At 43.0% G+C, this 25,324-nt stretch carries 16 protein-coding genes; 6 read left to right on the plus strand and 10 right to left on the minus strand.

Annotated features, from left to right (window positions below; genetic code table 11):
- Nucleotides 1–138: 138 nt before the first annotated feature.
- Complete coding sequence (locus DZ860_RS24305) at nucleotides 139–336, plus strand: hypothetical protein (protein ID WP_133305446.1); 198 nt, start codon at nucleotides 139–141, stop codon at nucleotides 334–336.
- A 127-nt stretch (nucleotides 337–463) separates the two neighbouring features.
- Here DZ860_RS24305 and DZ860_RS15325 read toward each other — a convergent pair whose 3' ends face one another.
- The 4 genes from DZ860_RS15325 to ebgR form a co-directional block, all read right to left on the minus strand.
- Nucleotides 464–1,897, minus strand: a complete 1,434-nt coding sequence (locus DZ860_RS15325; RefSeq protein WP_120032885.1) for an amino acid permease — start codon at nucleotides 1,895–1,897, stop codon at nucleotides 464–466.
- Nucleotides 1,898–1,979: 82 nt separating this feature from the next.
- Nucleotides 1,980–2,432, minus strand: coding sequence for a beta-galactosidase subunit beta (locus DZ860_RS15330; RefSeq protein ID WP_120032888.1), 453 nt, complete (start codon nucleotides 2,430–2,432; stop codon nucleotides 1,980–1,982).
- Between the two features lie 3 nt (nucleotides 2,433–2,435).
- A complete protein-coding gene (ebgA, locus tag DZ860_RS15335; RefSeq protein ID WP_120032891.1) occupies nucleotides 2,436–5,534 on the minus strand; it encodes a beta-galactosidase subunit alpha in 3,099 nt (1,032 codons plus the stop codon).
- Nucleotides 5,535–5,847: 313 nt separating this feature from the next.
- The gene (ebgR, locus tag DZ860_RS15340) at nucleotides 5,848–6,843 is read right to left on the minus strand and encodes a transcriptional regulator EbgR (protein WP_120032894.1); all 996 of its coding nucleotides are present in this window, start codon (nucleotides 6,841–6,843) and stop codon (nucleotides 5,848–5,850) included.
- Between the two features lie 251 nt (nucleotides 6,844–7,094).
- Here ebgR and DZ860_RS15345 point away from each other — a divergent pair, with 251 nt between their 5' ends.
- The 4 genes from DZ860_RS15345 (at nucleotide 7,095) to DZ860_RS15360 (ending at nucleotide 11,358) form a co-directional block, all read left to right on the plus strand.
- Entirely contained in the window at nucleotides 7,095–7,427 is a 333-nt protein-coding gene (locus DZ860_RS15345; protein ID WP_120033108.1) for a tRNA-binding protein, read from the plus strand.
- A 190-nt stretch (nucleotides 7,428–7,617) separates the two neighbouring features.
- Nucleotides 7,618–7,971 carry an HNH endonuclease gene (locus DZ860_RS24890; protein WP_279386836.1) on the plus strand — a complete coding sequence of 118 codons (354 nt, stop codon included), beginning with the start codon at nucleotides 7,618–7,620 and terminating at the stop codon, nucleotides 7,969–7,971.
- 289 nt (nucleotides 7,972–8,260) lie between these two features.
- Nucleotides 8,261–9,811 carry a bifunctional metallophosphatase/5'-nucleotidase gene (locus tag DZ860_RS15355; RefSeq protein WP_120032900.1) on the plus strand — a complete coding sequence of 517 codons (1,551 nt, stop codon included), beginning with the start codon at nucleotides 8,261–8,263 and terminating at the stop codon, nucleotides 9,809–9,811.
- 17 nt (nucleotides 9,812–9,828) lie between these two features.
- Complete coding sequence (locus tag DZ860_RS15360; protein WP_120032903.1) at nucleotides 9,829–11,358, plus strand: hypothetical protein; 1,530 nt, start codon at nucleotides 9,829–9,831, stop codon at nucleotides 11,356–11,358.
- A 117-nt stretch (nucleotides 11,359–11,475) separates the two neighbouring features.
- On the opposite strand, the gene fdhF is transcribed toward DZ860_RS15360, so the two are convergent.
- Nucleotides 11,476–15,798, minus strand: a complete 4,323-nt coding sequence (fdhF, locus tag DZ860_RS15365; RefSeq protein ID WP_120032906.1) for a formate dehydrogenase subunit alpha — start codon at nucleotides 15,796–15,798, stop codon at nucleotides 11,476–11,478.
- Nucleotides 15,799–16,229: 431 nt separating this feature from the next.
- On the opposite strand from fdhF, the gene DZ860_RS15370 reads away from it, so the two are divergent.
- Nucleotides 16,230–17,765 (plus strand): bifunctional GNAT family N-acetyltransferase/carbon-nitrogen hydrolase family protein, encoded by a 1,536-nt coding sequence (locus DZ860_RS15370; protein ID WP_120032909.1) that lies wholly within the window; start codon nucleotides 16,230–16,232, stop codon nucleotides 17,763–17,765.
- 159 nt (nucleotides 17,766–17,924) lie between these two features.
- Here the strand turns inward: DZ860_RS15370 and DZ860_RS15375 are convergent, their stop codons facing one another.
- The 5 genes from DZ860_RS15375 to yghU form a co-directional block, all read right to left on the minus strand.
- Nucleotides 17,925–18,566, minus strand: a complete 642-nt coding sequence (locus tag DZ860_RS15375) for a 2-dehydro-3-deoxy-6-phosphogalactonate aldolase (RefSeq protein ID WP_120032912.1) — start codon at nucleotides 18,564–18,566, stop codon at nucleotides 17,925–17,927.
- Nucleotides 18,556–19,455 carry a 2-dehydro-3-deoxygalactonokinase gene (locus DZ860_RS15380; RefSeq protein ID WP_120032914.1) on the minus strand — a complete coding sequence of 300 codons (900 nt, stop codon included), beginning with the start codon at nucleotides 19,453–19,455 and terminating at the stop codon, nucleotides 18,556–18,558. The genes DZ860_RS15375 and DZ860_RS15380 overlap by 11 nt, the downstream gene beginning before the upstream one ends.
- A gap of 387 nt (nucleotides 19,456–19,842) precedes the next feature.
- Complete coding sequence (locus tag DZ860_RS15385) at nucleotides 19,843–20,565, minus strand: IclR family transcriptional regulator (protein ID WP_120032916.1); 723 nt, start codon at nucleotides 20,563–20,565, stop codon at nucleotides 19,843–19,845.
- Nucleotides 20,566–20,685: 120 nt separating this feature from the next.
- The gene (locus tag DZ860_RS15390) at nucleotides 20,686–23,910 is read right to left on the minus strand and encodes a mechanosensitive ion channel domain-containing protein (protein WP_120032919.1); all 3,225 of its coding nucleotides are present in this window, start codon (nucleotides 23,908–23,910) and stop codon (nucleotides 20,686–20,688) included.
- A gap of 494 nt (nucleotides 23,911–24,404) precedes the next feature.
- On the minus strand, nucleotides 24,405–25,262 hold the full coding sequence (yghU, locus tag DZ860_RS15395) for a glutathione-dependent disulfide-bond oxidoreductase (protein WP_120032922.1): 858 nt from the start codon (nucleotides 25,260–25,262) through the stop codon (nucleotides 24,405–24,407).
- Nucleotides 25,263–25,324: the final 62 nt, after the last annotated feature.

Below are 25,324 nucleotides of genomic sequence, written 5' to 3' on the forward strand. Positions count from 1 at the left end.
TTCACCCTTGGGAAACGAGTATTAAAAAACAAATATCTAGTTATAACAATGTCATCTTGGCGAAGAACTATAAATACCTTCTGCCAAAAAATACAGTTGGCTCAAGAGCTTAGGATTTAAGTTTGTGGGGATCCCTCAGTGCCTGTCCCTTTAAGTGAATCCAGCACAAATAGATTGAGCGGTCAGTTTGTTGCGGTAAAAAATGTGGGCAAAAGTATGGGTAACGAACTACTGACTATTCGGCAACTATTAAGTGTTGGTTTGTCAACGTCTAGTGTAACCGAGCCTTACACATCACCATTGATGTTGGGCAACCTAGCGAACAAGCATAAGTAAAAATTGACACATATAATCAATCAGTTACTAGCATTTACAATAAAAATAAAATGGGGTTTTGGGGGAGATTTGTACTTTCCGTAACATAACTCTATGGTGGTACGGGCTCAGCCCGTACCACTATGAACTAGTTGGATATTGCAGTCGGTGTTGCTTCTTTTACTCGATCTTCTTCGTTTAGTGATTTCTCATACTGGCTATACTTCCACCAAGCAAAACCAAGAAAGATTACAATACCACCAACATTGTAGAAAAGGATTGTCATAATATCAGCTCCCGTTGGGAAAGTTGATGCAAGGAAGCCAACACTAAAGATTGCGATTAACACAGATACCGCTGCGATTCCGACCTTACGTGAGCCCATTTTGAAGTCTCGTTCAAGATGGTCCAATTTTAGACGTAGATTTAGGTAAGCCAGCATGATGAATAGAGGCGGAAGCATTGAAGCTGCTGCTGTCATGTTAATTACTGTATTCATTAGATCTTGTGCTGTATTTGATCCTAACGTTGGGATGACCATCAGTGGGATAACAATCAGGAATTGATACCACGCAGCACGGGCAGGTACTCCATTTTCGTTCAATTCAACAGTCTTCTTACCAAAGATACCTTCTGGAATTTCAGAGAAAAATATTTTTACTGGTGTTGCTGTCCACATTAATAGTGAGCCAAACATCGCAGTGAATGAAACTAAGCCGACAAAGCGGTTCATTATAATTTCAGATAGGCCGAAGTGTGTAGCCAGACCTTCAAATACTTGAACTGAACCGCCTGTATATTTCAGTGTACCACTCGGAACAAAAACGTTAATGAGCACAGAAGCCACACAGTAAAGCACACCGATGAAAATACCCGCTATGATGATTACTTTAACAAAAGATTTTGAGCCACCTTTGACGTCGTTCACGTACACTGCGACCGATTCTGCACCACCAGCAGCCATGAAGATCCAAGTAGTAATACCGAGGAATGCCCAACTAAACTCCGGAATCATTGCCTCTACTGTGATAGGGTCAGCAGGTTGTACACCACCGATTAATGCTGCACCTGCAAGCAGGATGTAAGACATAGTTAAAAGTAGCATAAGAGAAGATGTGACTGACGTAATTGGCCCCAACATCTTAGCACCATTAGTCGATACGTAAGTCGCGAATGCGAACAAGATCATACTTAGCACAGTTGTAGTTAATGGGGTAAAAACATACTCATATCCAAGGAATGCGTACGATGCATACGCAATAACACGAGGCAGCAAAGAGGTGAAAAAGAATAGATTAACGAACCAATAGGTGTAGGCAGAAATAAACGCCCAACGACCACCTAGTGAACTTTTTACCCAAGCGTACACTCCCGCTTCGGAGTCTTTATTCAGAGATACGAACTCTGCGATGATCAAACAAAAAGGAATGAAGTAAAAAATGGTTGCTAAGAAAAACATTGGTGCAGAAGCAAGACCAATCTCAATGTTATTATTAATTACGTTATTAAAGCTAAATACTGCGGCAAATGTTAAGGACAATAACCCGAATTTACCTATGGTATTACGTTTGGATTCAGACATATTCTATCTCCGATGAATCACTTTTGATGTGTAGGGAGGAAAGACTTACAATGATGTGATCGCAGTCTTTCTCTTGATTTTTTTATTTATTTAAGAAGTAGCCATCTTCGATAGTCACTTTGAGCACCACTTTTCTTACCCTGTGATCTCCATGGAAGCGGTACGCTTTATCATTTTCAAAAATTGCAATCTGACCTTCGAAAAGCTCGCGTGTTTCTCCTTGACCAATAAAGTATTCGCGGTCAGTTTCATCACTGTAAGCTTGTTTAGTCTGGAGGTTTTTTTTGTTGGCAAATTCAACTGTTTCACGGCCTTCGAGATAGTAGTGCACATCGAAGTAGCGCCGATTACCGACAAGCGTTTCTGTCTGTTCGGCGATGCCGTCCTCAATCATGTAAGCCAGCGAATCCCCAATGGAATACATCACACCGTCTCTGAGCTTTTCAGTATTACCGATGGCTTCCACGCATCGGTTCCATTTGCGACCATTGCGGTACACCACTTTGAATTGTTCTAAGTTGTCTAACACGATCATGGATTACGCCTCATTTTCTGGTTGAGTGTTGTCTTGGTTAAAAAACGCGTTATTGAAGTTATGACGTGCCATGGCTTGTGCGCTGCAATCACCTCTTTGAAGTGGTATCACCGTTAATCCATAACTGAATTCATCCATGTACACCCGATAAGAGTCGAGCACTTCGCTACCCCATGAGTTTGAACCTAGTCCCATCACCTGATGGTCGAGATTGAGTGTGATATAACCACTCTTTTCAAGTTCAATAGTGTGCTGTGCTTGATGCAGGTTTTGATTGGTGTAGTACCATGCACTGAAATTGATTTCTTGTTGTGGTTTCACTAATAAGCCAGCACCATGTCGGTTAGTCAGTGATACCCAACGTACATTTTGGCGGTTGCCATTGTTTTGTGGGAATGGGTAGTTTTCGAACATGTCGTCAACATTGGTGTGGTAAACATCGATCATGTTGGCCTGACAGCTGTCTTGGTAATTTTCTTCAGGGCCACGACCGTAGTAGCTAACTTGGTTAAAAGCACTGTTGATACCTAAATCCAAACCAATCACAGGAATTACATGAGGGTAGTCACCGTAGCGAACACCGCTGAGTTCGATATTCAAATGGCCTTGCGCATTAATTTGATAGCGGTATGTACAGCGCATACCAAAATCGAACACAGGCGGTGCAACAATACTAGTCGTTGTTATTGAAACCGCATTACTCGTCGCTTGCACATGTAATGTACGAAAATGCTCTTGCATAATTTGCAGGTGCGCTGGATGCCATAAGCCTTCGTACTCTTGCTTGTGGTTATCAATCATCGGCTTGAAGAAGTTCAGCTTCGGTTCTGATTGAATCAACTCTTCACCATTGATTCGCCAAGATGTTAGTTTTCCGTTCACTTTCGAGAATGTGAGTGTGAAGTTGTGGCCTTCAATCACATATTCCATGCGACTTTCATTCACTATCAAAGGTATGGCATTGTGGTTGCTAAATGCAGGCTGAGATGCTGTATTTTGTTTAAGCTGGAACTGATAAACCGCGATATCGTGGTTTGCCTCACTGTAAAGGGTTCGGCTGTCTTTGCGCACAGTGAAGTTAATAAAAGTTTCACGCTCATCAAGCTCAGGAAGATTAATTACTACTTCACGATCGCTGTTTGCATCAAGGGCTTCAACTTTGAATTGTACCGTACGTAAGGTTTCACCCTCTGCGCGGACATCAGCTGTAATAGTGTAATCATCCATCTTGGTGAACCACAGTTTGTTCTTAATAATGAACTTATTTTGCTCACCTTCTACTTTGTCAATTTTTACCGGTGCAATCACTTGTTTGTATTCTTTAAGGCCCGGCCCCGGTGTTTGATCAGAATAGATTAATCCATCCATACAGAAGTTATAGTTGTTCGGGTAATCGCCATAATCGCCACCATATTTGTAAAACTCTTGACCATCCTCGTCTCGAGCCAGAATACCGTGGTCACACCATTCCCACACATAGTGGCCCTGAATGTGATCGTGTTGGTAGAACACGTTTTGATACTCGGTAAGACCACCAGGTCCATTACCCATCGCGTGTGCGTATTCACAAATAATGCGTGGCTTCTCGTGTGGATGTTCACCAAAATAATTCATTAACTGAACACGTGAATACATAGTTGAAATCACATCAACGACTTCTGCATCACGATCTTCTTCATAGTGAACAAGACGCGTGTCATCAATCGCCTTAGTCGCCGCGTACATAGCACGAATGTTGCAGCCATAACCGGATTCATTGCCCAGAGACCACATAATGATTGAAGGGTGGTTCTTTTGCGCATGAACATGTCGTTCGGCACGTTCAACAAAAACACTTTCCCATGCTGGATCATTCGTGATTCGGCTTAAATCGCCAACGTTAGCAAAGCCGTGAGTTTCAACATCTGTTTCTGCCATCACAAACAAACCGTAAATATCACACAGCTCGTAAAAACGGGGATCGTTAGGGTAGTGAGCGGTACGCACGGAGTTGATGTTATGTTGTTTCATCAAAACCAAGTCTCTTTCTACTCGATCCATGCCTACTGCTCGACCTTTGAGGTGGTCATTGTCATGACGATTGACACCATGCAGCATCACGTATTGATTGTTGATGTAGAACAGACCATCACGTATTTTAATGTCGCGGAAACCAACACGCTGCGGGATAACTTCAAGCACATTGCCTTGGCTATCTTTTAGAGTAATGAATAGATAGTAGAGATAAGGATTTTCAGCAGTCCAATGAACTGGATTGACCATATCAATGACTAGATTTGTAGTGTTAGAACTTTGAATAGATAGGGCGTCGCTTTGACCGCTAGCTAGCACATTACCTTTATCTTGTAGCGTGTACTCTAAGGTGTAACCAGCTGCAATCACCGAGCTAAGGTTCTCGATTTCAACTTGGCAGTTTACTGTTGCACTTTTGTAATCGTCAGCAAAATTGGTACGAACAGTGAGATCCTGGATGTGAACTTGTTCTTTTCCGACTAAGTAAACATCACGAAAAATCCCTGCTGTCCACCACATGTCTTGGTCTTCGATGTAAGTGGAGTCAGCCCACTGCATTACACGAACCGATAGTAAGTTTTCACCTTGTTTTACGTAGGTGGAAATGTCGAACTCTGCCGTTAAACGACTACCTTTGCTAAAACCAACGTATTTGCCATTTACGTACACTTCAAAGTAGGTCTCAACGCCATCAAACTTGATAATAGTTTGCTTGCCATCCCATTGCTCACTAAGAGTGAAAATGCGCTGGTATGCCCCAGTAGGATTATCACTTGGCACAAATGGCACATCAATTGGGAATGGGAAGCCTTCGTCGGTATATTGAAGGTCACCATGACCTTCCATTTGCCACATATTTGGAACGGTAATTTGCCCCCACTCAGACATTTTCTGTGAATAAAATTCATCAGGCACCAACATTGGGTTAGTGAAAAAGTTGAAATTCCATTGACCACTAAGCAGCATAAAGCGATCGCTAAGCTCACGTTGGAATGTCTGTGCGGTTTTAACTGAGTCATATGAGAAGAAATAAGCACGTGGTGCCATACGGTTCTCATGTAGATGTAGGAATTTTTCCCAGTTGTTCACGATTACTCTCCCTCGGCTTAAATGTCTTGGTGACTGCCGACGTTCTGTTGAAAAAGACTCGATGAGTTTACCGAGTGGATTTTAGTAAAAGTTTTACTAAAATAAACACCTAAAGCCGGTTAACTTTAACCTAATCACGCTTTGACTTAGTTTTGAGTTAAATGATGTGACCTGGTTAAAAAACTTACGTTCTGATGTAAAAAGAAGCGACTAAGGGTAAGTAAAACTAGTAAAAGTGATAAAAAAATGAGGAATATAGACATAAAAAAAGCACTGACGTGTCAGTGCTTTTTGACAAAATAAAATGTAAGGATCAGTCGAGCGCTTTTGTCGTACCACGTAACTTAAGCTTACTTGGTACATAAACTTGCAGCGGCAATGCGCGACCGTCTCGATATTTCTCTACCAGCAAGTTTACCCCTTGAATCCCCATCATCTCAGAGTGAATACGCACTGTTGAGAGCGGTGGGAAAGTAAAACGTGCTGTTGGAATATCATTTACGCTAATCAAAGCGATATCTTGCGGTATGTTCAAGCCAAATTCGTGAATAGCGCGCAATACGCCGATAGCAATAGAGTCTGACGCGATAAATAAGGCATTAGGAAAGTTTTCTTTTGTCAGCATTGTTTTTGCTAGGTTATAACCGGACAAACTTGAAAAATCACCACGGTAGATATCAATTTTTGATACAACACCTTTCAGACTCCCATATTCCACAAAAGCTTTTTCACGAATGTCTGCGGTATTCGGTTCATCTTGCCCACCGATGAAGCCAATACGTTCGTATCCTTGATCAATAAAGAAGTCAATCACCTGCTTGCTAATACGCACCAGATCGATATCAACACAATCATAAGAGCGTTCTTGATCTGAAAAATCGATGTGACAGATACTGTCAGCTAAGTGCTTGGGTAACTGATTAATAGTTCGCTGATCGATTTTTCCAACTAGCAGCACACCTGTAATCTTTTGTATTTCAATGCAAATTTCACTGTTATAACAATTGGTTAGGGCGATACCCAACTTATCACACTGCGTTTCAATGCCGTGACGAATCGATAAGTAATACGGATCATTCACTTCCGCTTCTTGCTTATAATTATAGAGCGCCAAAAAGTGGTGTCGTCGTTTGGTCTCTTTTGTGGCTTTCTTTGAACTGCTAGTGCGGTATTCCAGCTTTTCAGCAATCTCTAAGATACGGTGTTTCGTGTCATCTTTTACGCTTAGTGTCGGGTCATCATTCAACACGCGTGATACGGTTGCAAGTGAAACGCCCGCTTCGGTAGCGATATCTTTTAATGTTGCCATGTTTATTTCTCGTCGGCATAGCCGACTGTTCCAGCGATAATTCATTCATTGTAAAGAGGTAGTTACGGAAGCACAAACTTTTAGTAAACCTGTTTTCTTCAATAATTTATGCCTACCATTTGTCACCTCACAAGTCAGATTCAAACTCATTATCGACATTTTAACCAAAATTCGATATTTATCCTTGTATTTATTATATTGACTGATATCGTGAAAATTATTTTTAGTAAAAATTTACCGGAGCTTTAATGATGGAAACTATTGCTTACCCAGACTTCGCAAAACTAGAAATGCGCACAGGAAAAATAATTGAGGTTGTTCGTCACGAAAACGCAGATAAGCTGTATATCGTACAGATTGATATCGGCAAGACCACGCTGCAAACAGTCACGAGCCTAGTTCCGTACTACACAGAAGAAGAATTAGTGGGTAAACAAGTCGTGGTTCTATGCAATCTTGCAAAAGCAAAGATGCGAGGTGAAACGTCGGAATGCATGCTGCTTTGTGCGGAAACGGATGACGAATCAGAATGTGTATTGTTGGCACCTGAACGCGTAATGCCGACTGGGATAAGAATTGTTTAGTCTTAAAATACAGTAAACCACTTTCGCAGTAGTAAACTGAAAATTAAATCAATTCATATTTTACCTCCTAACACCTCCTTTCCAATTCGGGTTTAACGCATGGTTAAACCCGAAATACGCCCTCTACTTAGTATAAAAAGCTGTTCATTGTGATGGCTTATTGACATAACCTATTTTTTCGCCAGAGGTTTTGTCTTATCAAAAAAAGAACCGGTCACTCAAGCCCACTGGTACAAGTGAACCTAAGGCGAGCTATCGTTCAACCATTATTTATGAACGTTCGCCACAAGTAAAAGCTTGGGTATTAAACCGAGCAGGTGGGATATGTGAATTTTGCCAACAACAAGCTCCCTTTATGACTTTATCCGGTTCTCCTTACTTAGAAGTTCATCATGTAAGGCGGCTCTCTTTAGGTGGTTCTGATACTGCTTCCAATTGTGTTGCATTGTGCCCAAACTGTCATCGGTCCTTTCATTACAGTATTGAACATGAACTATTGGTTGATAAATTATATCAATTAAACACTGAGCTTATCCGTGAGTGAAATGTATAAAGAACCAAGTTTGAGATAAAGCGATTAACGAAAAAGGACTCTATGAGTCCTTTTTTTATGCGTCAATTCCCTAACCTCACCGATAAAGCGAAAGACGCACAAAAGTTAAAAAGCATTGAATTAGCGAGCAAAACCAACTGATTTGGTAACTTCTTTCAAAGTGACGTAAACGATTGCTTTTGGTGTGATCAGCATCGCATATATTTATGCAACGCTTGATTATAGTCGGCGCCAATTCGGTTCACCTCACTTTACGACCAATTTTTCGGATAGGTTAATAATGAAAAAACATACTCTTGCTCTTTCTCTCAGCATGCTACTTCTGGGGAGCTCATTTTCAGCTTTGGCAGAAATTAAGAACGTAACACTGCTGCACACCAATGATATTGAAAGTGTCTATGAACCTGTTGATGCATTTTGGAACCCGGATATTTCACGAATCGGTGGTATCCCTTATCTAGCTACTTTGATCCATGAAACTCGCGCACAAGAAGAGGTCAGTTTTCTGTTTGATGCTGGCGATATTTTTACCGGTTCACTATCAAAGAAAACACAAGGCAAACTGGCATTCGACCTTTACAGTGCTATGGGTTACGACGTGATAACCCTAGGTAACCATGAATTTGAATATGGCTGGAAAACACTAAAAGAGACCATGCCTCGCGCAGCTTACCCAGTACTGAATGCCAATATCAAGTTCGAACAAAACAATGCACCATTCGCACAACCATACACTATTGTTGAACGTGATGGTGTTCGTATTGGCGTCGTTGGCGTAATGGGGATTGATGCGTTTTATAACACCATGTGGAAAGGTAATCGCAAAGGCTTAACGATTGACGATCCAATCGAAGTCGCACAATTCTGGGTTGATAAAATTCGAGATGAAGTGGACATGGTGGTGGTGTTGACCCATCAAAATAAAACCGCTCCGATGCAAACAGACAAAGAAGCCGATCCTGAAGTTCAACGCGGATTCGATGAAGATTACGCAATGGCTGGAAAACTAAAAGGTGTGGACGTCATCTTTGGTGGTCACTCTGATCATGGTTTATGGGAACCTGTTGTTCATCCAGATACAGGAACCGTCGTTGGCCTGACATTTGGTCAAGGTAAATATTTGGGCTACACCAAATTTGCTGTAGATACTGAAAAACACAGCGTTAAACTGCTAGATGGCAAACTCATTCCAGTAGAGTCCGACAAATTAGAACGTGATACAAAAACCGGTGAATTAATTGATCAGGCACGAGCAAGCTTCCCTGAACTGAGTGAGCAAATCGCAACCATTAACGACACCGCATTTCGTCGTTACTACCGTGAATCGAATATCGGCAACCTTGTCGCAGATATGATGCGTGACACAGGAAAAGCTGACATTGGTATGATCAGCTCAGGTAGCATTCGTGTGGATTTAAATAGCGGCCCTGTGACACTTGAAAATGTCATGAATGTGTTCCCATTCACCGATAAACTAGCAGTTGTATCTATCAGCGGAAAACAAGTAAAAGAGCTGCTTGAATACAGTTACACTCTGCCGTATGGTTTGGCGCAATTCTCTGGCATCGAAGCGAAATACGATAGCCGTAAACCAGAGGGTGAACGCTTATTATCTCTGAACATTAATGGCAAGCCAGCGGAAGATAACAAGCAATACAGTGTTGCGACTTATTCATACGCAGCAAGTGGTGGTGATGGTTACCATGTTTTTGCTAAAGGAACGCCTGTTTCTCAAGGCGATCTTGTGATGCAAGTTTTGATTGACCAATTTAAAGCACAAAAACAGATAACTGTGCCTCCTCTAGGTCGCCAAATTGATATCAGTCGCTAACGAGGAACGTTTAACACGTGTCTTTTCGACAAGAATATAACGGATGCAAAACCTACGGTTGCTCAAACAGCGGCGAGCCTGATTTCGCCCATTATTCTCTATCAAATCGACTCGGTTATCCGGCATGGCACTGCGAATTATGCGGTGCCTATCCTCCAGAACTACTCAATCCCCCCATCCTCTCTTTGGCTGAGCAAATCCAACAACGCCAATTTGAGCCCTACTTCCATTGTGATAACCAAAGATGTGATTGCCAAAGATGTGATTACCAAAGCCATGCTACTTGGCTTCGTTATGGCAAAACAGCAACTGGTAGTCAGCGAGTTCAATGCCGTGAATGTCATAAGGTCAAGGCACTGCCGAATCCTGCTGCTATCACAACGACACTGCAACCTTTACTGGATGCACTTTTAAGTGGAGTTAAACCGAACCATCTACAACGACAACTTGGGCTAAGCAGTAAAATATTCAATCAACGGTTGAAGCAACTTGCGACGCTATTAACCCAGTTCACTCGTCTGCATGAACAGCAGCATTGGCAGGCACCATCCCCAATCACGTTACAGACGCGGAGCCATATCCAATATTGTCGTTCGGGATTACAACGCCAGCAGCGATCTCAAAAACAAAGCCATGCACATGTGTGGACATTAGCGACGGTTGATGCGAGTACAGGGTACGTTTACTTGATTAGTGATAACGCACTCTATCCTATCGATATTGCTGATAAAGAACATCACAGCTCAGCTTCGCACCCGGGTATTCAGGGAACACATTGGCTTGAAAATAGTCGTTATGCTCAAGTTCATCAAGAACCCGATTTCAGTGACGAGCCTGATGTATTGGCTCGTGCTGAGAAAACTTACACTAAGATTCTGGCACGAAGCCAATTTGATCAGCTTGGTTATTGCCTCAGTATTCATGCATCTCTTGGTGAGGGGACATTATTGCGCCCAGTTTATGCTGCCCACGCTCACATGCAAAACCTGCATCAATGGTTACCAAGTCATACTGATATCAATTTGCTACTAGAACATGAAAGCTTTCTACGTGGCGCTGCGATGACGGCGTTTTCTCATTCCATTAATCACGGTACAACATCGCTTTATTACTGGCACCTTTCCTGCGCAAATAGTCAATCAAATGCTCAGAGTGATTTGGGCAGAAGTATGAGTTGGTGGAACGAACGATGGCATCAAATTGAGTTATTGCGCCACAATAAACAATGGCAGGTGGGGATTGGTTTATTGACGCCTCATAAGCCTAAATCAATCAAAGCGATCTACGCCCTATTTCCTAATACTCTCGATGGATGCCATACATTCTGGCAAGGGTTTAACGGCTGGTTAAGCCCTGATGTAGCCACACGAATGAGCATAGGAAAAGTCCACCTTTGGCAGCAGGTTTATCGATACTTGTATAATGCAAAGCTAATGAAAAACAAACGCAATACATTGGTTTACTCACCTATTGATACTTCATCCATCAATAATTTGGTGCAGTGTTTAAATGACTCGATGATTGAATCTAAATCGTCTGCTTTTTAAAACAAACCGTCCCCCATGCACCTAGTTTGTCTAGGTTCAGGGGAACGTCGTTATCTCTCAACTACCTGTCACTGAGTCATCCGCACCGAGTTAACCACTAAAGATCGATAGAAAAAACTAAACATCCATCGTTTCACACACTTCCACGCGCACGGCTGCTACTTTGAACTCTGGAATTTTCGCATGTGGATCGGTTGCCGTTGATGTAAGTCGGTTAACTGGCGATTCAACAAAGTGGAAAGGAATAAATACCAAGCCCTTTTGAATTCGCTTCGTGACAAAAGCATCAATCTCAATGCTACCGCGACGAGTAGAGACTTTTAAACGCTGGCCGTTACTAATACCTAGTGCTTCGGCATCTTCCACGCTGATCATCGCTCTTGGCCCAGCAAGGTTATCTAAGCCTTTCGTTTTGCGCGTCATGGTACCAGTGTGGAACTGCTCCAATACACGACCAGTGGTCAGCACCAACGGATACTCTTCATCCGGTAACTCTGCTGCATAACGGAACGGGATACCCACCATTTGCCCTTTACCACGGGTAAACTGCGTTTGGTGCATAATACGAGTACCCTGTGGATTATTCTTATTGCTTGGCCACTGAACGCCGTTTGGTGGAATATTTTCCCACAGTAAACCAACATATTGTGGAGTCACGCGGGCGATTTCACTGGTGATGTTCGCCACGCTTTGATAGTGCCAGTCACTGCCCATTGCGTTGGCGATTTGTTGAATAATCCACCAATCTTCTTTCGCTTCACCAGGCGCATTAACGACCTTATTCACACGCTGAACACGACGCTCAGTATTAGTGAAGTGACCTGATTTTTCAGCAAACGAACAAGACGGCAATACCACATCGGCGTATTGAGCGGTTTCGGTTAAGAAGATATCTTGCACCACTAAGAAATCCAATGTTTCCAAACCCTCGATCACGTGTGCTTGGTTAGGATCGCTCAGCACTGGGTTTTCACCCATAATGTACAAACCGCGTACGTCACGATGACAAGCCGCATCGATGATTTCAGTCAGAGTTAACCCGTGCTCTTCAGGTAAGTTTGGAGCATTCCACTCAATCGCAAACTTCTGGCGCACCATTGGGTTATACACTTTTTGATAGCCAGGATAACAGTTTGGCAATGCGCCCATATCACACGCACCTTGCACGTTGGATTGGCCACGCAGTGGGTTAATACCACCACCTTCAATCCCAATATTGCCACACAGCAATTGCAGGTTAGCTATCGAACGCACGTTATCATGCCCAGTAGTATGCTGTGTGATACCCATTGAATAGTAAACTGCGGTACGTTTAGCAGTACCAATCATGCGTGCCATCGCAAAGATATCTTGCGCTTTTACCCCTGTGACCAGTTCCACTTTATCCAAGTTATATGCTGGCGACATGACTTCTTGTAGCAAGGTATCAAAACCATCGACACGTTCTTCAATGTACTCTTGATCGTACCAACCATTTTTGATGATTTGTTGCATCACACCATTCAATAGCATCACATCCGTACCAGGGCGATGTGCTAAATAGAGTTCGGCATGATCAACCATATCAACACGTTTAGGGTCGGCAACCACCAAACGCGCACCGTGGTGACGGATTGCTTGTTTGATGTGTGAAGCAATGATTGGGTGGGCTGATGTGGTATCAGAACCGATAATAAAAATCACATCCGAGTGTTGGATACTTGGAATGTCATTCGTCATCGCTCCACTACCAAGCGAAGCCTCTAGCCCAGTCACACTTGATGCGTGACATAAACGCGCACAGTGATCGACGTTGTTTGTGCCTAACTCACGACGAATAAACTTTTGGAACGCATAATTATCTTCATTAGTGGTTTTTGCGGATGAGAAACCAGCCAGCGCATTACTGCCAAAATCTTGTTTAATACCGCTAAACTTAGACGCCACCAGCTGAATCGCTTCTTCCCAACTTGCTGGTTGCAACCAACCGTCTTTACGAATTAATGGTGTGGTTAAGCGTTCTTCGTTGCCAATAAAGTCAAAACCAAAACGACCTTTTACACATAACATGCCTTGGTTAACGGGCGAATCACCACCCTTGACGTAACGAATCGTATTTTTGGTTTCATCGACCATCATGGTCAATTTACAACCCACGCCACAGTATGTGCAGATGGTATCCACCGCTTTCAGATGTTCATCACGACCTTGTGAGCGATCGCGGCTATCGACCATTGCACCCGTAGGGCAAGCTTGTACACACGCGCCACACTGAACGCAGTTTGAGTCTCCCATCAAGGTGAAACTGGCACAGCTTGTGTTGGTGTTTTGAGCTGAACGGGCGCTTTGTGTATCTTTGTTGTTCATGGCAAAACGTGGACGATCATCAGGTCGTAGGGCTGGGCGACCATTTTTGTCACACATAAAACTTAATACGCCATGCACCGCAGTTTCACGACAGGCTTGAATACATTGGCCACAGCTAATACAACGGTTAGCATCAAATTCAATAAATTCAGAGCTGCGATCAACGCTGTATTTATGGCGTGGATCTTTGGCACGCAAATCAAGCCAATCATGATGCCCGATTACTCCAGAATTTGAGACAGTAAGCGATGGTTCAAAATGCTGCTCAGCTTGATACTCAGTAGAGTAATCTCGCAGTGCACAATCGGTATTGGCTTGACAGCCACACTCTAAACAACGCGCCGCTTCACGCATCGCTTCTTCATTATCAAAGCCCAGTTCAACTTCAGCAAAACTCTGTTCGCGCTGTGCTGGTGTTAGCTCTGGCATGATAGAGCGCGATACTTTTAGAATATTCTCAAAATGAAGTGGATCGACTTGAGCCAGTTTTTTCTCTTTGCGCGAATTAAACGCTGGCGTTGGCATGTCTGCCATATCACCATTTAAGAATAGATCGATCGCTTTAGCGGCCACACGGCCATCCCCCACCGCTTCAACCGCAGTAGCAGGGCCACGGCGAAAATCACCAATACTGAATATATTGCCCGTGCCCGTATGCATCGTCAGATCATCGGCGTCAGCAGTATTCCAACGCGTCAGTGGAATCTTTAGGGAGTCATTATCTAAGAAGCTTAAATCGGGCTTTTGTGAAACCGCAGCAATGACAGTATCAAAGGCTTCGGTAAAGAACTCCCCCGTCGCTTTCGGACTACGACGGCCTGAAGCATCGGCTTCGCCCAATGCCATGCGTTCAAGGCGAATCGCGCAGACTCGACCGGCATCATCAGCGATATTTTCCGCTGGATTGGTCAGAAAATGAAATTTGACGCCCTCGTGTTCAGCTTCGACAATCTCGTAATCTTCTGCTGGCATTTCATCTCGGGTACGACGATAAATCAAAGTAGTATCAGCGCCAGCACGACGAGCGGTTCGTGCACAGTCAATCGCGGTATTACCTCCCCCAATGACAGCCACTTTTTGGCCTGTCACATAGTGCTGATCAGTCACATAATCTTTAAGATAATCGACACCCAAGTAGCAACCATCTAAGTCGCTACCTGTGTAGTTCATTTCTACCGCTTGCGAAGCACCAACGGCCAAACAGACCGCATCATAATCAGCGCTTAATTGCGAAAGCGTAAAGTCTTGGCCCAACTTTTTATTGGTTTCAATTTGCATACCGTTGCGACACATCAACTCGATCTCTTTATCGAGGATATCTTTCGGTAAGCGATATTCTGGGATGCCGTAACGAAGCCAACCGCCGGATTTTGGCATCGATTCAAATACCGTAACGTTATAGCCTTCATTCGATAAGTAATAACCTGCGGTTAATCCCCCAGGCCCACCGCCAACAATCGCTATATGACGCTCTTTGTCCGCTTTCTTTACTGGTGTATAGGCTTCGTACGCAGCTAAATCCGCATCAGCAGCGTGACGTTTAAGTTGACGAATCGCAATCGGTTCATCCACCAAAGAGCGACGACATTCACTTTCACAAAACGCAGGACAAACGCGGCCAATCGACAATGGCATAGGCAAAGTGCGCTTAATTACTTCAATCGCTTTTTGATGATCGTTTTGTGCAATATGATAAAGATATGACTGTATATCAACCCCAGCAGGGCAAGCCGTTTTGCATGGCGCTTCGCAATCGGCATAGTGATCTGTCATGATGCGGTTAAGCGCTTGTTTACGGTGAGCACTGAGTTGCTTGGATTGAGTAACCACATTTAAGCCGTGGTACACTTCTAGCTCACACGCGCGTTTTAGTTCGCACGTACGCTTTAGCTCATTTGTTGCCTTTCGTTCAGATGTCTGTTTGGTGGCATCGCTTTCTACTTCAACCACACACAAATCGCACGGTATTTTTTCACCACTTTTGTTCATGCCACATAGTGATGGGATCTCGACCCCACACACTTTAGCCACTTCCAGAAGAGTGCGCCCTTTTTCTACGATTCGATATTTTCCATCAATAACGATTTCTATCATGCAACCCTCGGTGTACCGTAAACAAAGCCAAATTAGCTATAGTATTCCATACATTCTATAAGGATATTTAAGGGAAAAACAAATCCGACCAAGCGGAAAACTATATTAAAAGGTCAATATCGCTGAAAAATAAAGCGAAATGCGCCAAATTCAACCACAACATAATTTGGGTACTTTGTTCATTGCACCTAAGCCATTATGCAAATCATCACATTAAACGGTTAATAACTATCAATTTCCAAGATAAGTAAATTCGCTGATTATTTCAGTTAAATCTCTTTCCCTCTCTTCCTAAATCTCACTCAAATTCGAGATACTCAATAACACTCGATAACTCTCTATTACTGCGCACATAACTGAAAGCAATTCATAGCACGGTACTATAATTCAGCGTATCTTTATGCGTAATACCGTTACATGGATTAGTTTATATGGATACAAATACGCCCAAACTCTCACTACGAACTATCGAACCAAATGACTACACAGAATTAGCTGAACTTATGGATCTCGTTTTCCATGATGTTGGCGGTTCTTGGCCTCGGTTAACCATCATGGATTTGATTCACCAATTTCCTGATGGACAAATTTGTATTGAGGACAATGGCAAAATAGTGGGGGCGGCTCTGACGATAAAAGTGGATTACAACCGCTTTTCTCTTCCCCACCTTTACACAGATATTATTAATGAAAACAATGTCATTCAAAACCAAGTCACTGGTGATGCCATGTATGGTTTGGATGTATTTGTTCACCCAGATTATCGCGGTCTTCGCTTAGGTCGACGCCTATATGATGCAAGAAAAGAGCTGTGTCGTAGCCAAAACTACAAAGCGATTTTAGCTGGCGGTCGTATCCCCAACTATCACCAGCATGCGGATAAACTGACTGTGCCGGAGTACATTGATAAAGTGAAGCGTCGTGAACTGCACGACCCGATTCTCTCTTTTCAGCTGGCAAATGATTTTGATGTAAAACGTATCATGCGCGGCTACCTACCCGAAGATGACGCCTCGCGCGGTAACGCCACCCTATTAGAATGGGATAATTTCTTCTACGAAGAGGATGTTCAATCGGTTCACGATGTCGAAAAAACCTTAGTGCGCATCGGTGTGGTTCAATGGCAAATGCGAGCGATGAATGACCTTGAAGACTGCCTCGAACAGGCGGAGTTCTTTATTTCCTCTTTGGCTAACTACAAAGCGGATTTCGCTCTGTTCCCAGAGTTTTTTAATGCGCCTTTGATGGGGTTACAAAAAGATCAAAACTCGGTGGAAGCGATTCGTTTCCTCGCTAGTTTCAGCGAAGAGATCAAGCAACGCTTCGCGCAGATGGCTGTGACATATAACATCAATATCATCGCGGGCAGTATGCCGGTTCTCGAAGATGACAAGTTATATAACGTCTCTTACTTACTGCAACGTGATGGGCAGATTAATACTCAATACAAGATTCATGTAACACCACATGAAGAGAAAGATTGGGTGATTGATGGTGGCAACAAGGTTGAAGTTTTTGAAACCGATGCGGGTAAAATCGGCATTTTAATCTGCTACGACAGTGAGTTCCCTGAACTTGGCCGCATGATGGCGGAACAAGGGGTACAGATCATTTTTGTTCCTTTCTGGACTGATACCAAAAACGGCTATCAACGCGTTCGTCTTTGTTCACAAGCTCGCGCGATTGAGAACGAATGTTATGTGGCCATTGGTGGTAGTGTTGGTAACTTGCCAAAAATCGATAACGTCGATATTCAATATGCTCAATCAGCCGTGTTCTCGCCATCTGATATCTATTTCCCTCATGACGCAACGCTAAATGAAGCGAATGCGAATACGGAAATGATCATTTTTGCAGATGTCGACCTCACCAAGTTGAAGCAACTCAATACTGAGGGTTCTGTAACGAACTTGCGTCATCGTCGTCTTGATTTATATGGTGGTTTTACCCTCCCTAAAAATCCATAACGATACGAATCGAACTAAAATGGTTGTTATCTAAATCATTACCCAAATAGTAAAGGCAGTTCCAAGAACTGCCTTTTTCATATCATCGAGTCTTCTGTAACCTTGTTTTTTATTCGGTCGTTGATGTTCGGTTCTTGATATTCGGCTCTTTATGTAACGTTACGCCGGATGACACTCATTCCACGCGCTAACAAACGCTTTTGCATTGGTACGGATCTGTTCATCAGACATGCCCGCAGTGTAAAGTGATGCACCAAGGCCAAAACCATTCGCGCCTAAATCTAAATATGGCTTCATACTCTCCGACGTTGGGTTAATACCTCCAACAGGGAAACAGATGGCTTCTGGTGGCAACACAGACTTCAACGCTTTAAAACCATCTAATCCCAACACTGAAACTGGGAATAATTTTAGACCAGTGGCGCCAGCTGCGAGTGCTGCAAACGCCTCTGTTGGAGTGACGACGCCAGGGAAAGAAATACAACCCGCTTCACAAGCCATCTTAACCACTTGCTCATTGAAGTTTGGCGTCACGATCAGATTAGCACCGGTATCAATGACTGCTTGCGCCAATTGTGGCGTAGTGACGGTACCAGCTCCAATGACATAATCACGACCAAACTCTTCAACTAACACACGAATACTTTCTAGAGCATTTGGGCTATTTAGTGGTACTTCAATCATGGTGAACCCTTGTTCAATTAAGATCTGGGTGACACGAATAACATCTTGAGTTTCAACACCACGAATAATGGCAACGAGTGGAAGATGCTTATCTAAGTTGAACGTATTATTTGTCATGGCTCATTACCTTTTTAATTTCTAACATGCCAATGAGGAAAACCTCATCACCATTAACTTGTTCGCTGGTTAGCGACAAAGACTCACACGCTTGTTGGTAGCGTTGGCATAAACCCGTTCCGCCCACGAGATATAAGTGAGGATGAGTAACATGCTTCAACTCTTGACCAATCAATAAGCCAGATAGGTAATCATGGATATGCTCAGGGGCAAGATGACCAAACAAGCGATGTGTACGAGCTGCAAATAACGCACTGGTCAAATCGCTACCACCACTTTCGTTAATGCCTTTTTGATACGCTTCTAATGATTCTGTTTGTTCTGGTAATGCACGGCCTAGAATCGTGTGAGTAGAAATAACTGAGAACAACTCACCTGTCATAAAGGTTTGAAAACTCTTCAACATGCCATCACTCATGACCGCATGTTTACTGTGTGTTCCCGGAAGCGCCGCCGAAAAATCAGCTTGCTTAATTTGAGTTTGCAGACCAAATAGCTGGACTTCTTCACCACGCATCACATCATAACGGCCCGGCTGAACTTGATAACAAACGCCCGGAATAATCACCGCTGGTGCGCCCCAAGGTAATGTGAACTGATGTGCACCATGAGCTAGCATCGGTAAGCTCACCGGAGCTTCCACATACGGGACATCAATCCAACCTTGAGCAGAGCCGACCATGCCAGCCATGTAGATAGGCAGATGTTGGTATTCACCCAGCCAATCTTGCAAAATGGATTCAAGAACGGAGGCGAATTCGCCCCCCTCCACTTGGAGTAAACCGAGATTTCTCTCGGTTTTACCGACTAGAGTGCCATCTTCTTGCATCGCAAATGCTCGAAAATTGCTGGTGCCCCAATCGATAACTAGCCAATCAACATTATTCATCGTTATAAATTTCTCCTGAGACTCCGTTCACTTTGTATTGATTGATATCACGATCGCAGAGTGGGTTTTATTACTAACATCAATAATATTAATTACAATACTGGCAAGTAGAACCCGTCAGAATATAAAAACACTCTTATGAAATTAATATATATTGGTATTCGGCGTATTTTAACAATACGCACATATTCAATTTACACTTAAACTGTCAGCAGCACTGACAATAATACCATCAAAAACATATAGTTATTCAATAGTGGAATGAACTTCCACTTTCCACCAACCTGCACTTGCAAGTTTCTTTGGCATCGGGTCTATAGCAACATGCGGCCGTCTTTATCTATAACTAGATTATTAACCTTGCATTAACCATATATAATCAAGCAATTAATTCAGTTGTTCAGATATTTTCTTACAGTAATCCGTAATTGTTTCTATTAATTCCTGCATCCTTGAATCCGGCATATATTCTTTTATGCTCGTGACGGATATAGCAGCAATAATATTATTATATTTATTTCGAATTGGTACAGCGACGCATCGAACTAAATCATCGTTGTCTTCCAAATCAAAACTAAAGTCGTTTTTCGCATATTCCTGCATACGCGCCATCATGACATCAACATCTAAATCGGTTTGCGAAGTAATTAAACGTCGCCATTCCATCTTCGGCATATCCAGCATCAAGGCTTTGCCAACACCAGTTGCTGCGAGAGGTAAACGGTCGCCGACTTGCGAACGCATCTGAACCTGTCGCTGACCCGGAATTTTATCAAGATAGAAGATCGCATCTTCATCTTTGATTCCTAAGTGCACGGTATCTAAAGTTAAATCGGCAAGCTCTCGTAAGTAAGGTTTAGCGATTTCTTTAAGCGGCATATCTTGCTGAGCTCGAATACCGAGTTGAATCATTTTAGTACCCAGTACTAAACCGATACCTTTCACTTCACGTACGTAACGAGCTTCAATCAAACCTTGCAAAATTCGATGGACCGTTGACTTAGGTAACGCTAAGTAATCGCAAATATCTTTTAACTGACGATGACCCGCTGCAATTGCATCAATCACTGCAAATGCTTTCGCTAGGGCTTGGTTACCTTGTGTGCTCATAGTCCACCTCTTGTTGACGATGGGAAATATACCTGCGCTTTACAATTGATAATGTGATAACTATCAACATTCCACATTGTGAAATACGAATCCCACAATGTGGGATTTATCAATTATTCACTAAGCACCACTTGGGCGTGGCGGCCAATCTCGGACATGCACATCCATTTGTGGAAACGCAATTTCAATTCCATGCTCTCGAAACAGGCGGTCGATGTTTTTATTGATGATATGAACTGTCGATAAACGCAACTCTATCGCGGTAATGTGGACTCTCAATTCAAAATCTAAACTACTCGCGCCAAATGAGAGAAACACGACAGAGGGAACAGGATCGCTCAATACTAACGGGTGATCTTCAGCAATTTGATACAGCAAAGCCTCCACCCTCTCAACATCTGATCCATACGCAACTCCAATCGGAATCACGATGCGAGTAATGGGGTCGGTCAACGACCAATTGATCAATTTTTCAGTAATGAACGTTTTATTGGGTACTACGATTTCTTTGTTGTCCCAATCAATAATAGTGGTCGCTCGTGTTTGAATCTTACTTACTGTGCCGGAAAGCTCATTGATGGTGACAATGTCGCCAATCCTAATCGGGCGTTCAAACAACAGAATCAGCCCCGATATAAAGTTGGCGAAAATCTCTTGTAAACCAAACCCCAATCCGACACCAAATGCCGCCACTAACCACTGTAATTTCGACCATTGAAAACCAAGTATCGAAAATGCCCCCATTAACCCCCCCATCAAAATCAGATAGCGCAATAAGGTTGTCACGGCATATCCTGTTCCCGGTGCCAATTCTAAACGGCGTAAGATCAACAGCTCTAAAATTCCGGGTAAATTTCGCACTCCGACAAACGTCACCAGCAACGTCGTCAACGCATACACCAAAGATTGCAAAGTAATGTCGACCAAATGTACTCCGCTTGCGAGTGTTTCACTCACTTGCCAAACCACAATTTTATCTAACCAACTAGTCATCTCTAGTGCACTTGACCATAAGGTTAAGACGGCAACAACCAAGCCAATCAGCGACAGCCCCCTGAGCAAAGTTAGTGATTGCTCGCTAACCTGTTCACTACCGAGGCTCTTTTCCTCAACATCAGGGATCGTTTCTCTAAGCTCTGTTATTTCCGGCATTTCTTCTGCTTGATCTTGCTGCGCAATTAACTCTTCCCGCTTTGCAACGAGACGTTGATAGTTCAGTTGACGATGTTCCAACTTTAACCAACGCTCACCCATTTGATAAGTAAGCAGCACAGCCAATACCACATAGATGGTCAGTTGTTGATAGATTAGTAAAATCCAAGACGCTATGTACAAGCCCATGACAGCCATCCCAATGATGGTGATAAACGAGCCAATTATTACCAAACGAAATAGATTGAGCGACAGGCCTTGATTCAGTGGCCGAGGTAAGGTTGAGGGCAAGCGATCTTTTTTCAAAAGCGAAACATAAACCATCAACATTGCACTCATGAGCAATAAAAACAGTACTCTCGATATTTCTGCTTCGCTGGTACCGGAAATCAATTCTGCGGCAAAAATCGCCGACAAAATAATGAGAAATGGCCAACGAATACGTCGGCTCTCACGATGCAAATACTCACAAATATGATCGGGCCAATTAAGATGCAAAGCTAAAACACCATGACGAAAACTCAAAGCATAAATCAACTCGACGACGAACAAACCAGAAGAACTCGTCAGTATCAGAGAGGTCACTTCGTTAGAGGTTGGAACGGGCCAAAACCAATACACAACCCAAGCCGTTACGCCATACCAAACCGGTAAAATTATCGCTCGTAGTATCGCTAAAATGAACAATAAAACCGTATAGTGAAAACGATCTTTAAGTGGATGGCCAAATACCTTTTGAAATTCATCTTTGCGTCGTGAAGCTCGCTGATTAAGCTTCACACTGACATAGCTCAGTAGACTGGTATAGGTAAAAACCACAACCAAAAAATAGATCAGTTGAGTTTGTGAAATATGCGCAAGCATCCCTTTTTGTGGCGCATCTGAGCCGAACCAAACTTCACTATTGAAGTGAGTTAAGTGCTGCCATAATGGCACGTTACTTCGGGTCCAGAGCTGCTGCTCTTTTAGAAATATTCGCGCTTTCTCCACTTCTTGAGCATATTGGTTTTGCGCTAATTTTAACTGGCTCAACGCAGAAATAAGCTTTTCATAATCTTGCGCGAGCTGCGTTAAGATTTTATCGATCAATGTAGTGAGTTTATCCGGTTTTTGAACCGATGACTGAGCTTTCAGCAACGCACTTGCCAATTCTGAGTCATTCACCTTCTGACCAATTTCATATTTTCTGATGTGCGCCTTTGCGATGTCATCAGGTATATTTTGACTAGTGACTTTTGAGGGTAACCGTTGCAGTTGCGCTCGAATAGAGGCACCAAAAGCGGTGCTATCCCGTAACCAAGCTAGGTTATCTTTGATCAACCGCTGCTCATCAACCAAGCTACGCTGTTCAGATTCAATTTGTTGATATGAAATCCGCGCTTGATCAATTTCAACCAGTACTTGTTCTAGTTCCAATGCATAAGTTTTGAGCTGTTCGATTTGTTGCTGTTTAGCGCTATCAGTCTCTTCCGTATTTGCGCTAATTAATCTGGCTTCTTCTATCAAGCTCCTGACAGATGCTTGCTCAACTTGTGTGAGCTTTTCTTGCAGCTCAATGATTTTAGGTCCAGCGATTTGGATTTTGCGTTCTAGTAGCTGCTGTTCTAATCGAAGCAATTCCGTACGTTCATCTAAGCTTTGAAACTGGGCAGAAATCACTTGGCGCTGTAATTTCAACGTCGACAAATTGGTGGCTTCGAGCCACTGTTCAACCTGAGAACCTTGTTCACTTTTACTGATAGACGCTTGCTCAATTTCACCATCCGTTTTCGCTAATAGTTTTGGCAACGAGCTTTTATCTGATAGTAATTGCTTACTTTTTTCACCATTGGTTTGGTATGTTGAACGCCATTCTGTGACGCCAGCTTGCAGCGCAGCAATAGATTGAGACAAGTCATTGTACTTGCTCTGCTGCTTGATATTGAAAATATCTAACTGTTCGACGTCATCTATTTTCTTTAGTAATCGCGCTCTTTGAACAGGAAACTGCGTGATAATACTTCGATATTCATCTCTCTGCGAAACCTGTTTTTCATCACCAAGGATGCGCGACAATATAGTCTCATACTGACTAATTAAGGTTTCATTTTTTGGAGATTCATTGTTGAGGCGAGAAATTTCACTATCTAAAAACTTGGCACTCGGCAGTGATTCTCCTTGAACGGGAAAGGCAAACAGCATCACTAAAGCCATAAAGATAAGCCCGTGTAGGCAGCGATTATAAGTTTGACTTATGGCTTTATCGACGATTCTCCTTGTCTCTCTAACGGAGCCTGTCCCTCTAATTTCTCTAATTTCAATCCTAATTGTTCTAATAGCGATCTTAGTTTCATTCGTTGACGTTATGATGTTAGTTGTCGCTTTAGCTGTGGCGATTTGATGCACGTCCCTGCCCCGCTTTCACTCATCTATCCCTAGGTTAAGTGTATACGTCAAATTACCAGTCAACATTCTGTAACTAATATCGGTGTCCGTCTGTGCGCAATGGTGATTAATAATGAGCGAGATAATTCAGCAATGATTGTGGCTGGAAGAGGCAAGAAAAAGGGGAAAATAAAAGAAGAAAAGCACAGAAAACTGCATGAATGAAACAGATAGATTAGGAGATAGAGATAGAGATAGAGGAAATGCCCTTATGATGTTGGTGGCATATAAAGGGCACCGGCATAATAGAAATACAGCCTAAATTAAGGCTTGAGGCTCAATACTTGGTCAATATCTTCTGCGCTATGGCGCTCTAGAACTTGCTCCCACTCTTCGCCAAATGGACGGTTAACGATACGGCCTCGTTGAACAGCTGAACGAGCGGCGACTGATTTTGCCCAACGCATGAGATTTGGATAACTTTCTACATCTAAAAACTCAGCGGCATCGTACAACTTTCCTAACATCAAATTGCCATACCATGGCCAGATAGCGATATCTGCAATGCTATATTCTTCACCAGCAATATAGGTGTTATTGGCCAATTGCTTATCAAGTACATCGAGTTGACGCTTTGCTTCCATCGAAAAACGATTGATTGGGTATTCAAATTTTTCCGGTGCGTAAGCATAAAAATGGCCGAAACCACCGCCGAGATAAGGAGCCGAACCCTGCAACCAGAACAACCAGTTAAGCACTCGCGTACGAGCCATAATCTCTTGAGGTAGGAAATGACCAAACTTTTCGGCCAAATAAAGCAATATCGCGCCAGATTCAAACACATTAATTGGCGTGTCATCTGAAAAATCCACTAACGCTGGGATTTTCGAATTCGGATTAACCCCAACAAAACCTGAAGAGAATTGATCTGAGTCGCCAATTCTGATCAAGTGGGCATCATACTCTGCTTCTACGACACCTTGAGCAAGAAGCTCTTCCAACATGATGGTGATTTTTTGTCCGTTCGGTGTGCCCATCGAATAAAGTTGAATGGGATGGTTACCGATTGGCAATTCACGTTCAAACCGTGCACCTGAATCAGGTCGGTTAATACTCGCCCACTGGCCGCCATTTTCATCTTCCATCGTCCATACTTTCGGAGGTACATATTCGTTCGCCATCGTCTTTCCTTCTCGTTTGGGACTACAACTTTATTTATCGGATATATAAACCGGTCAATACT

Origin of the sequence: Vibrio sinensis, assembly GCF_003605645.1 — a bacterium.
In the GTDB taxonomy this organism is placed as follows: Bacteria; Pseudomonadota; Gammaproteobacteria; order Enterobacterales; family Vibrionaceae; genus Vibrio; species Vibrio sinensis.